The sequence below is a fragment of the Exiguobacterium sp. s123 genome, assembly GCF_018617075.1.
GTDB lineage: Bacteria > Bacillota > Bacilli > Exiguobacteriales > Exiguobacteriaceae > Exiguobacterium > Exiguobacterium profundum.
In genome coordinates, this window is the sequence record NZ_JACSJL010000003.1 from 246,693 (window position 1) to 257,030 (window position 10,338).

A 10,338-nucleotide genomic window follows, 5' to 3' on the forward strand; every position below is an offset into this window, starting at 1 on the left:
GACCTCTTCTAGTGTAGCAGATTTGGAGGGGGAAATGTTTTTTACTGGGGGTGATGTGCGACTTGTTTTTCATGTTGCAGGAGCCATTCTTTTCGCCAAAGTCCACCGGCATAGCCCGTCAATTTCCCAGTCGATCCGATGACGCGATGACAAGGCACGACGATGCTCAGTTTGTTGCGTCCGTTCGTTGCTCCGACTGCGCGAACAGCCGTAGGTCGCTTCACGCGTTCGGCAAGTTCGCGGTAAGAAGCCGTCTCCGCATACGGGATGGTTTGTAACGCATCCCACACGTCATGCTGAAACGTTGTCCCGATTTGCTCAGTCGGGAACGTGAACGTCATACGCTCGCCACGAAAGTAGGCGTTTAGTTCATCCCGGCACTGTCGCAATACATTTGGTACATCTTGCTCCATACTTCGTTTGCTTTCCCGTTCGACGAATAAGATCGATTGAACGACCTGCTCCGTCCCGATGATTTCTAGGACGCCAATCGGTGTCTCCACGTCTAATTTATACGTTCCCATATAATGACCTCCACAGATAGAATGTCGCGTATCCTTCCCAACCTTGCCACGATTCACCGTAGCGCTTCACTTCTTCAATCGTTGGTTTCTTCGCTGTCCCTAACTGATGCTGAATCGCTTGATGCAATCCGACATCCGCAATCGGAAAGGCTGATGCGTCCTGAAAACACTTCATCAACACATAGTCTGCCGTCCATGCTCCGACACCTCTTATCGCGAGTAACCGTTGACGGATATCAGCTGAAGAGTGTGATTGTAAAGCCGTTTTTGACAGGTCTCCATTCGTTATTTCCCGTGCAATATCAATGACATACTCTGCTTTCCTGCGACTGAATTGAAGCTCACGTAATTCTTCCGGTTCGAGCAAGGCGATTCGTTCCGCCCACGGGAACGTCCAGTACGCTCTTCCTTCGACGACTCGATGGTCTCCATATCGTTCAACAAAGCGTCGTTTGATCGTATACGCAAACGACAAGGTGATCTGTTGCCCGATGATGGCCCAAACGAGTGCTTCGAACAAATCTGGAAAGCCAATCATCCGTAATCCGCGATGTGCTTCAATCAAAGGAGCCAGCAATTCATCCTCTTCACCCATCGCTTCAAACGGCGCTAAATCACGATCAAGGTCTAACCAGTCTCGTACCTCACGTGCGACACGTTCTTTTTCTGTCTCTGATACTTCATCGAAAGGGAACCGTACATGAATGTGATTCCCCTCTTCTCGAAGCTCGATCAGGATGAGCCGTTCCCCGATTCGCATCAACTTTCGAACCGTGTCAGGTGTGGTCACATGGAGCACTTCTTGTTCTGACCGACTTAAAAAGACGAGACACTCTTGAAAATCAAACGGCTGCTGAACAGCAAGTAGCATCTCTGTCATAGGTCCTCTTCTTTTCGATACATGTTCGGTGTACAGCCTTTTACTTGTCGGAACACACGGTAAAAGTTCGATGGTGTTTGAAACCCGACCTCATAGCAGACCGTCAGATTACTCATGTCGGTCGTTCGCAATAAATAAGCCGCCTTGTCGATTCGAATCCGTTCAAGTAGTTGCCTCGGAGTCTCTCCTGTCGCCTGGGTGAATGTCCGCTCCAAATGAAAGGGACTCAGTTGGGCGTGTTCGGCAATCTGTTCAAGGCGAATGGGTTGTTTATAATGGTTTACGAGATACGCCGTCACTTGTTGAACGAGCGCACGGTGTGGGGCGTGTTCGACTTCTGGCTGACATCGCTTGCACGGTCGAAATCCATTTGTCTCCGCTTCTTCTCTCGTTACGTAAAAATCAACGTTCTCTTTCTTCGGTTTGCGGGATCGGCACGATGGTCGACAATAGATCCCTGTCGTTTTTACGGCTGTATAGAACAATCCGTCATAAGTTGCATCGCAGGCGAGCACTTTCGCCCACTTTTCGTCAAACGTCAACATCTCCACACCCCTTTCTTCTCTCACTGTAGCAAATCTAAAATCAACATTTCGTCCTCTTTCTTGCGCTTACAATCCCCTCTTTTTGAAACGTTTTACAGATTTCAATCGTATCCTATAGTACGATTTAGACAGAAGCTGCTGTCAGTCCTATGGCAGATAAGGAGAAGATCGCAATGCGTACTCGTTTTTCATGGAAACAATTAAAATGGCTCATTCCTATAGCGTTAATCGGCTTGATTTTGATTCAGAGCGGACAAGAGTTGAAAGACCTCTCGCTCGCGACCGCCTTCACGACACTGAAACAACTGACCGGTTGGGAACAGTTCACACTCATCCTACTCGGTGGGATCGCTGTCTTGACGATGACGGGCTATGACTATTTCCTGCTACGCTCTTTACATATCGAGCTACCGAAACGAAAAATCGTTCAAACAGCGTGGATCACGAACTCGATGAACGGGATGCTCGGCTTCGGCGGCGTGATTGGGATTGCCCTTCGTACCTCCCTCTACCGTCCCTATACGGATACGAAACGCCTACTCCGTGCCATCGGCTGGATGACCCCGACACTCATCAGTGGTCTGTCCATTCTTTCCATCGGTGTGCTCCTCGGGATTTTCCCGGCTGGCGGGCTTATCGGTACGAAACCATGGATTTGGCCGGTGCTACTCGCCGTGAGTGCGATGCTCCCATTTTATTTGTTCGTCACATCACGCCGATCAAATGTCGGGTGGTCCACTCTGCTCGGGTACACGATGACCTCGCTCGCAGAATGGGTCACCGCAGGATTCGTCGCCATTTATGCCTTGACGTTACTAGACGGGTCGGCCTCGTTCGTGCAACTCTTCGGGGTATTCATTGTCGCGACGGTCGTCGGTGTCGTCTCCCTCGTCCCTGGGGGTGCTGGAACGTTTGACTTACTGTATCTCGTTGGGATGACTCAACTTGGGATTCATCAAGACATCGTTTTGTCTTCACTAATCATCTATCGATTCGTTTATTTTGTCGTTCCCTTTTTAATTGGACTTTTTCTCGCAGCCATCGCGTTCGGAGATCAGGTCGTCAAACAAATCGAGTATCGACCAATCATCGGGTCTTCTTATGAGATTGGGACCGTCGTCTGGCGCATCGTTTCGCGGACGCTTGCGAGGATTGGACGCTTGACTGGAAGTCTCATCGCACTCATGAGCAGTCTGTTGATTTGGTTCCAGACGCTTCTCCCGAGCGTAACGCCGCTCTATGAAGTGAATCGCTGGTTTGAATGGATTGGGACCCTTTTCTTATTGAGTGCCGGACTTCTCATGTTTTTGTCTGTCTATGGCATGTATGTGCGGACAAAACGAACGCTCTGGTTACTGAACACTGCCTTCATCTTGGCGACCATCGGGGTCATCGCTCGTGGTTTAAACCTGTTTGAGACGTTCGTCGTCATCGGGTTTGCGATGTTCGTCTGGTTGACACGCAAACGACACGTTCGATACCGTTCGATTTTAACGACAGGACGTCTCATCCGAAGCTTGATTTACGTCCTGCTCTATGTCGGCACCCACGCCCTCTTATTGCAGTCATTCGCTGGTACAGACGACTTGTTCTTCACATCGCATCAAGCCGGTTGGTTGACGACGTTCGTCTTATTGTTAACTTCAATCGTAGCAAGTGTACTCCTGCTCTTGTTCGATCGTTGGAAACGTCCGGCGCTTGGAGAGGCCTATGATGAACATCGCATCCGACAGTTCCAAGCAACACAGCCCACATCGAGCAGTTTTGACTTGGCCCATATGGCAGATAAGCGTTTTTACATGAATGAGGCCGGAGATGCGTGTCTGTTGTTTGCGACGTCTCGGAACCATGCCATCGTCCTTGGTGATATCCAAGGCGAGAAGCAGGCTGCGACTTCTCTTTTGACGCGATTCATTGAAGATGCGGATCGAATCGGGTATATTTCTTTATTTTATCAAATTACACCGAATTGGATGCCTCGCCTTCATGATGCCGGGTTCACGTTCTTCAAATTAGGGGAAGAGGCAACGATTGACGTCTCGGCCTTCTCCTTATCCGGGAAGAAGCGTGCAAATATGCGCTCTCTCTACAATCAGTTTGAGAAGAAAGGAATCACGTTCGACATCGTCTGTGAACCAAGCCTCTTGCTGTTACAAGAGTTAAAAGACATCTCAGACGAATGGATTGGGAATCGAAATGAGAAAGGCTTCTCTCTCGGATTCTTCGACTATGAAACGTTGACACGTTATCCGATTGCCTTGTTGCGAGATGCGGACGGTGTCGTCGTGGCTTTCATTTCGCTACTCCGGGGAGACGGGGCCATCTCCATCGATTTGATGCGTTCGAAAAATGATGCGCCGACCGGATCGATTGAAGTATTGATCCTTCACATCATCGAATGGGCTCGCGCAGAAGGCTATGATCATGTCGGACTCGGCGTGGCACCACTTGCCGCCGTCGGAGAGCAGACGTTCTCCCATTGGCCGGAGCGCGTCGCCGCCGACATTTTTGAAAATATCAGTTACATCTATCCGTTTAGTGGCTTGCGACAGTTCAAGCAGAAATTCAAACCGTCTTGGGAAGGACGCTATCTTGCGTTCCGCCAGCGTCGTAAATTGTTGCCATCAATTTTACGGACAGCACGATTGATCAGTCGAAAACGCTAAAAAAAGGAATTTCTCACGATGAGAAATTCCTTTTTTTAGACTCACGTCGATGCTTCCCGTAGTTCCCAATTCGAAAATGTCACGTCAAAACCTGTCGCATTCACATCCGGGCTACAGGCATATGGACCGATACGTAATGTCGATACGTCATGAAGATGGGCGATGCGAAGCTGTTCACGCATATCTTCACCATATTCAAAGAAAATCTCCACATCTCCATCTGTATACACGATTTCAAACGTCAACGGATTGCGAACCATGTCATTTGAAAAATCACGTGTCGACCAATCCGAATAGCCAAACGAGGTGACGACTGCGCCAAGATGGGACGGTCCGTCCGGAATGTACTCGACAGACGTCTTGATCCAATGGTCATCATTCACATATAAGACGATTCCGGCCTGATCATATGTATGGCTCGGTTCCATTTGGATTGTCGCCCGACATGTAAATCGTTTGGCTTTGACGTCTGTTAGTCGTGCATGCGCCGTCATGCGGTTGAATCCGTAATGTGTATTTCGCCAAAAGTCTGTGTCTGGCAAAGTGCGGAAAGTGAGCGGTTCAAATCCATTCACGCTTTTTGGTTCATTTATCCACTTGTACGTATGCATGATGATTTATCCCTCCCCATTGTCCTCGCATGGCAAACAGTAACGGTATCATCGGTGTGTGATACGGTATGAATTCATGCTGTTGAATCATCTGCAGAATCGTCGCCTCATCCGCCCACTTCACGGCTTTCACTTCAGATTCTTGAAGTGTCAGCTCGTTCAAATCCACTTCCATTTCGACCAAATAGATATCGTCAAATCCTTCGTCAAAATTGACTGTCAGATGCGGTCGTGTCTGAGATAGATCAAGCTTGAGCCCAATCTCCTCTTCGAGTTCCCGCATCGCGGCTTGCTGGCTTGTATCTCCTACCGTGGCACTTCCACCGACTGTAATATCCCACATGTTTGCCCAACCATCCTTGAACGGTTGGCGCTGTTGAATCAACATCTCGCCCTTCTCGTTAAAGATACATACGTGGATGACAAGATGGTATTCCCCTTTCGGCAATCGACTTCCGCGTTGCCACGTGCGACCGGTCTTTTCTCGGTCGACCGTATAGACGTCCCAAAATTCCATTCGATACTCCCCTTTATGTTGCTGCGCTAGATGCCGCTGCTTGATCTGCTTTCGCGCAATCGATGGCTACGACGATAGAGATAAGAAGGTGCTCCATCTCCGGTTCTTCGACACGAATCTCGTAACTATCGCCCCAAGAGAACCATTTCTTTTGTACACTTCCGATCGAATGTCCGTTCTTCGTCACATCAAAATCCATGTCCCACCAATCTCCTTGGACATCGATCCCGGCCGCATCGATGGAATATTTCGGTTTGAAAAATGAAAACTCTTTCGAGATGGTCATCATATCTGTGCCGTCCACTTCCACAAAAAATTTCGGCAAAAAACTGAACGTCTTTTTCGTAATCGTTGTGACCGTCTGACCGTTCATGTCTTTAATTTCAAACGACTTCGGAAACTTCATAAAGCTACCTTCGATGAAATATTGATCATGTCCGTCCGCATCTTTGATAGTGAAGCGCCCGCGTAGACTGAACACTTTTTGTTTCATGTAGAGCGTGTGCATGATAATCCCTCCGATTTTGTTGTAGTCCTTTACTTACGAGACCAACCTCGAAATCGATTCACTTATAGCGAAACCGTCTCCTTTAGAACGATGTCGAGTACTTCCGATAAATGATTCACGATATAATCCGCTTCTTTCAATTCTGTTTCTTGCGCAAAATCAAAACGACAGCCGATTGAAATGAGTCCGTTCGCTCGTGCAGCCGAGATATCCGATAATCGGTCTCCGACTGCGAAGCCGTCCTGAATCTCATACTTCTTCACGATTCCAGCCACTAAATCGGCCTTATCCAACGTGTCGATTTGTTGAATACTGTATGTTGCTGTGATCCAACGATCCAATTCATAGTGCGTGACGATGGCTTGTAAATAGTCCACCAAACCATTACTTGCGACGAAGATGGAATGCCCCATTTGATACAATTGTTCAAACAGTTCGAGTACCCCCGGATATAATGCTCCATTCCCGTTTTCGATGTTTTTGATGAGTCGTGTTAAGAAATAGGCATCGACCTCTTCTCTAGTTTGTTCGTCGTGTCGTGGGAGCAAGGTTTTCCAAACAACGGGCAATGGTACGCCCATGATCTTTCGGTATTCGTCAATCGGTGTCGGCCCATCCCATTCTCCATTTTTTTGTAGGTGTTCAAACGTTTCATCCAACGCCAACTCTAAAATCAAATCTGTCCGAAACAATGTTCCGTCCATATCAAAAATCACTGCGTGTTTCATCCGCTTCCTCCTTCATGGCTTGTCTGTCTATCATACGACAACTTCTGTCAATTCAACTCATCGTTTCATACTTCTTATCGCTCGAGTAAGATGCTCTTAATGATATTAGAACGTCAAAACATATAAACAAACGAGGTGAAACATTGATGTGTCATCAAATTTCCATCGAGATTGATCTTGATTCATTAACGTACTCCGGTCAAATTATTGGTGAAATCAACTTTGTCATTGATACATACGATTATTTCCCGGGAGTCGGTTGGTCTGATTTCGTTGCTGTTATATTAAAATGGTGGATTGACAGCTGTCGGGCGATTTTACACGCTCCACTAAAATCTATTCATTCGTTTCCATTTATGGATGGTCCCCTTTCTATATCAGCCAAAAAAATATCTTTGTCTGAACTCGAATTATCATTTACGAAAGATGGTCAAATGAAGACGGAAATCGGTATCGTTTCAATTGAAGAACTGAAAGTTGCTCTTATTAAAGCAACACGACAGTTTATCAATGCAGTAAATCGATTGGGCTGGGAAAATGAAAACGTAGATGTACTAAAACATACAATCAAATCACTAGAAATGTATTAACAATTAAAAGACTACGCAGGAATTCCGCGTAGTCTTAGCATATCCACTTACTTATTTGATTTTCCCTTTATTCTTCAACAAGTTGAAGATTCGTTTCGCCTGATCGGTGTTATCACTCATGCCGACGAACTTCTCTTGTTGTGGTCCGAACGCATATACCGGCACGTCGTCACCCGTATGACCGTCCGTCGTCCAGCCCGTTCCCGAACGCTGATCGAAGATTTTCTCGATGGCATTGTCGATTTTCGTGACGTCATTCGTCTCAGCCGCTTTCTTCACAGAAGTAATTTCTTCAGACGTCAATTCCAAATCAATGTTCTCACGTAAGACAGCTTCTACGTCCGCTCCAGCTTCGATTTCTTTCGCCATGAAGTCCGGTGTGCGTTTCGCTGCTTGAATCGGTGTCGGATCCCAGTTATAGTTCCCGTCCGCCCCGATTGAAATGCCGCCAGTCGAGTGATCCGCCGTCACAACGACTAACGTTTCACCGTTTTCTTTGGCGAAGTCACGAACGACCTCAAACGCTTGCTCAAAATCCTTCATCTCGCTCATTGCGCCGACGACATCGTTGTCATGTCCGGCCCAGTCGATTTGACTTCCTTCTACCATGAGGAAGAATCCATCCTTGTCCCCTTTCAGTCGATCGAGAGCGGACGTCGTCATGTCCGCGAGGCTCGGTTGTTTCTTGTCACGGTCGATCATCTTGTCCAATCCGACTTCCGCGAATAGACCGAGTACCTGTTTGTTATCGTCCTGCTTCATCTCTTCTGCTGACGTGACGTAACTGTAGCCGTCTTTTTGGAACTGCTTGGCGATATTCCGGTCTGAGCGTTCGAAGAACTTCGTTCCGCCCCCGAGCATGACGTCGACTTTGTGTTCCCCATCAATCAAATCATCATAGTAATCATTGGCAATCGCATTCTCACTCTTACGTTGCTCCTCGTGCGCGCCGTAAGATGCCGGTGTCGCATGCGTGATTTCTGACGTCGCGACAAGTCCTGTCGACATACCGTTCTCTTTCGCTTGTTCGAGTACCGTTTTCACGTCTGTCTTGTCATTATCAACGGCAATCGCGTTGTTATATGTCTTCACACCCGAACTCATCGCCGTTGCGGCCGCCGCCGAGTCGGTCACGTTCTCCGCATCGTCTTCAGGATACGTCGACTGCATGCCCACCAAATGTGGATCGAAGGCAGTCGGCTCCATCTCCACCGTCTCTGCATCATCGTTCATGTAACGAAGTGCTGTCGTATACGGCACGCCCATCCCGTCCCCGATCATAAAGATGACGTTTTTCGCCTTATGATTCTTTGAATCCTTTGCTGCTTCTGCTTCGTTTTGTTGTTGAACACCAACGATTCCCCCGAGCGCAAGCGTCGACACGACTGCGAGTGGAACGAACTTCTTCATTGTCTTTTTCATCTGTAAACCCTCCCGAATATGTGCTACTTCTGTAGCCTAACGAACTTTTGTAAAGATACATTTTCAGAATGAATACAGCCCTGTATGGTTTTTGTAAATGCCGCCATTTCAACAACATAAAAAGCCTGACTCTCTCGTCAGGCCCGTAACGCTGTATGAACAAAAGTATGCAATGCCTCTTGGTTCGTGATGTGTTCGTTGCACGTCTTACTGTCGACACATATATATGTGCCGATGGCTTTGTAATAGTCCGGATTTTTCGCTTGTTTCGCTTTGGTGATCGTAACGCAGTACGTCACATCCGTGAACTGATTACAAAAGGCACATATATTTTTCTTCGTATTCGTACTCGGTTTACATGCAATGCCAATCAATTGACCTTCGTATTGGCAAATTATCAACTTTTGATTGGAACGTCCATCGTTCCAACCTAGATACGTGAGTCGTCCAAAATCAACATCGGATAACTCCGGTAAACGAAGCTTCTTTTGTTTCGGGAACAAACTCTTCAGTTGCTCGGCAGAAATAACGGGAAATGGTTGAACCCATTCTCGTAATCGTTGCATATATTCGTCGAACGCTTCGTTCGTCTGTAGCGTTGTGAACTGTAACAGCTTTAGTTGTTCAGTCGTTGCCTCAGGGAATGCATACATCACTTTCGATTGTGCCAAGTCGATGACTGCTCGCAAGACAGAAGGCGGCAGGCTTTGTATTCGACTCTCTTTGACGAGCATCACTTGTTCTTTTATGAGATTATATTGTTCGTTTTGAATAAATGGATCTGACATTTTGTCGCCCCCCTTCCTTCATTCTCAGTTTACAGGAAACAATGCTTCCTTACTGTGTACACTTTGATTAAGAAATATAGTCGACCTAAAAAGGCACGACTAGCGAACTAGTCGTACCTCCTTCATGTCGACCGGTATACAATCTTTCGAATCGTGTGCGTCGCCAAATGATAGGACATGGCCAGATTTTCGATTCGCTCTCCGTTCCGAAACGCTGCGCGTATGGCTTCGTTTCGTTCCTCAAGTAATTGTTTTCCACCGTTGACCGTCCCCCATTTCCGTTTCGTGTCAGTCGGGGTCGGCACATATAACGTTTCACCTTGTACGTATTGTTGCACCTCTTGCAACAATCGTTCTGGCAGGATATGTTGCGCATTGACGTACTTCATCATACCTCGCTCCTTATTGAATGAATCCAATCCGATAAGGGAGCAAAGCCAAGTGGTTTACGTTAAAATCAAGCGATCAAGGTATTCGTTTCGCCCCATGCAAGTGATCGCCTTTCGTCCAAATGGCTTTGCATGAGTGCGTGAAGACCTAGAAAATCGAAGCCGATTTT

At 47.3% G+C, this 10,338-nt stretch carries 12 protein-coding genes; 2 read left to right on the plus strand and 10 right to left on the minus strand.

Annotated elements, in window-relative coordinates; translation table 11 throughout:
- Positions 1-41: 41 nt before the first annotated feature.
- From KNO72_RS07760 to KNO72_RS07770, 3 genes are read right to left on the minus strand one after another with little or no spacing between them, the layout of a single operon-like run.
- Positions 42-524: a methylated-DNA--[protein]-cysteine S-methyltransferase gene (locus KNO72_RS07760; RefSeq protein WP_214684944.1), complete on the minus strand. Its 483-nt coding sequence runs from the start codon at positions 522-524 to the stop codon at positions 42-44.
- Positions 511-1,404 (minus strand): DNA-3-methyladenine glycosylase family protein, encoded by an 894-nt coding sequence (locus KNO72_RS07765; protein ID WP_214684942.1) that lies wholly within the window; start codon positions 1,402-1,404, stop codon positions 511-513. Before KNO72_RS07765 ends, KNO72_RS07760 begins: the two co-directional genes overlap by 14 nt.
- A complete protein-coding gene (locus KNO72_RS07770) occupies positions 1,401-1,949 on the minus strand; it encodes a bifunctional transcriptional activator/DNA repair enzyme AdaA (RefSeq protein WP_214757680.1) in 549 nt (182 codons plus the stop codon). The genes KNO72_RS07765 and KNO72_RS07770 overlap by 4 nt, the downstream gene beginning before the upstream one ends.
- A 173-nt stretch (positions 1,950-2,122) precedes the next feature.
- On the opposite strand from KNO72_RS07770, the gene mprF reads away from it, so the two are divergent.
- Positions 2,123-4,615: a bifunctional lysylphosphatidylglycerol flippase/synthetase MprF gene (gene mprF / locus KNO72_RS07775; RefSeq protein ID WP_214757683.1), complete on the plus strand. Its 2,493-nt coding sequence runs from the start codon at positions 2,123-2,125 to the stop codon at positions 4,613-4,615.
- Positions 4,616-4,656: 41 nt separating this feature from the next.
- Here the strand turns inward: mprF and KNO72_RS07780 are convergent, their stop codons facing one another.
- The 4 genes from KNO72_RS07780 to KNO72_RS07795 all read right to left on the minus strand — a co-directional run bounded on the left by KNO72_RS07780 (position 4,657) and on the right by KNO72_RS07795 (position 6,979).
- Positions 4,657-5,226: a DUF1349 domain-containing protein gene (locus KNO72_RS07780; RefSeq protein ID WP_078145990.1), complete on the minus strand. Its 570-nt coding sequence runs from the start codon at positions 5,224-5,226 to the stop codon at positions 4,657-4,659.
- Positions 5,201-5,743 carry an NUDIX hydrolase gene (locus KNO72_RS07785; protein ID WP_214757685.1) on the minus strand — a complete coding sequence of 181 codons (543 nt, stop codon included), beginning with the start codon at positions 5,741-5,743 and terminating at the stop codon, positions 5,201-5,203. The genes KNO72_RS07780 and KNO72_RS07785 overlap by 26 nt, the downstream gene beginning before the upstream one ends.
- A 13-nt stretch (positions 5,744-5,756) precedes the next feature.
- Positions 5,757-6,251, minus strand: coding sequence for an LURP-one-related/scramblase family protein (locus tag KNO72_RS07790; RefSeq protein ID WP_214757687.1), 495 nt, complete (start codon positions 6,249-6,251; stop codon positions 5,757-5,759).
- A gap of 62 nt (positions 6,252-6,313) precedes the next feature.
- Entirely contained in the window at positions 6,314-6,979 is a 666-nt protein-coding gene (locus KNO72_RS07795) for an HAD hydrolase-like protein (protein ID WP_214757689.1), read from the minus strand.
- Between the two features lie 146 nt (positions 6,980-7,125).
- On the opposite strand from KNO72_RS07795, the gene KNO72_RS07800 reads away from it, so the two are divergent.
- The gene (locus KNO72_RS07800; protein WP_251028297.1) at positions 7,126-7,569 is read left to right on the plus strand and encodes a hypothetical protein; all 444 of its coding nucleotides are present in this window, start codon (positions 7,126-7,128) and stop codon (positions 7,567-7,569) included.
- 51 nt (positions 7,570-7,620) lie between these two features.
- On the opposite strand, the gene KNO72_RS07805 is transcribed toward KNO72_RS07800, so the two are convergent.
- The 3 genes from KNO72_RS07805 to KNO72_RS07815 form a co-directional block, all read right to left on the minus strand.
- Complete coding sequence (locus tag KNO72_RS07805; RefSeq protein WP_214757693.1) at positions 7,621-8,991, minus strand: alkaline phosphatase; 1,371 nt, start codon at positions 8,989-8,991, stop codon at positions 7,621-7,623.
- Between the two features lie 137 nt (positions 8,992-9,128).
- Positions 9,129-9,779, minus strand: coding sequence for a FusB/FusC family EF-G-binding protein (locus KNO72_RS07810; RefSeq protein WP_214757695.1), 651 nt, complete (start codon positions 9,777-9,779; stop codon positions 9,129-9,131).
- A gap of 122 nt (positions 9,780-9,901) precedes the next feature.
- Positions 9,902-10,168, minus strand: coding sequence for a CD3324 family protein (locus tag KNO72_RS07815; RefSeq protein WP_078145985.1), 267 nt, complete (start codon positions 10,166-10,168; stop codon positions 9,902-9,904).
- Positions 10,169-10,338: the final 170 nt, after the last annotated feature.

Bases quoted from the DNA above. Each gene is read 5' to 3' on its own strand.
- KNO72_RS07760 (WP_214684944.1), bottom strand. From the start codon at position 524: ATGGGAACGTATAAATTAGACGTGGAGACACCGATTGGCGTCCTAGAA.
- KNO72_RS07765 (WP_214684942.1), bottom strand. From the start codon at position 1,404: ATGACAGAGATGCTACTTGCTGTTCAGCAGCCGTTTGATTTTCAAGAG.
- KNO72_RS07770 (WP_214757680.1), bottom strand. From the start codon at position 1,949: ATGTTGACGTTTGACGAAAAGTGGGCGAAAGTGCTCGCCTGCGATGCA.
- mprF (WP_214757683.1), top strand. From the start codon at position 2,123: ATGCGTACTCGTTTTTCATGGAAACAATTAAAATGGCTCATTCCTATA.
- KNO72_RS07780 (WP_078145990.1), bottom strand. From the start codon at position 5,226: ATGCATACGTACAAGTGGATAAATGAACCAAAAAGCGTGAATGGATTT.
- KNO72_RS07785 (WP_214757685.1), bottom strand. From the start codon at position 5,743: ATGGAATTTTGGGACGTCTATACGGTCGACCGAGAAAAGACCGGTCGC.
- KNO72_RS07790 (WP_214757687.1), bottom strand. From the start codon at position 6,251: ATGCACACGCTCTACATGAAACAAAAAGTGTTCAGTCTACGCGGGCGC.
- KNO72_RS07795 (WP_214757689.1), bottom strand. From the start codon at position 6,979: ATGAAACACGCAGTGATTTTTGATATGGACGGAACATTGTTTCGGACA.
- KNO72_RS07800 (WP_251028297.1), top strand. From the start codon at position 7,126: ATGTGTCATCAAATTTCCATCGAGATTGATCTTGATTCATTAACGTAC.
- KNO72_RS07805 (WP_214757693.1), bottom strand. From the start codon at position 8,991: ATGAAAAAGACAATGAAGAAGTTCGTTCCACTCGCAGTCGTGTCGACG.
- KNO72_RS07810 (WP_214757695.1), bottom strand. From the start codon at position 9,779: ATGTCAGATCCATTTATTCAAAACGAACAATATAATCTCATAAAAGAA.
- KNO72_RS07815 (WP_078145985.1), bottom strand. From the start codon at position 10,168: ATGAAGTACGTCAATGCGCAACATATCCTGCCAGAACGATTGTTGCAA.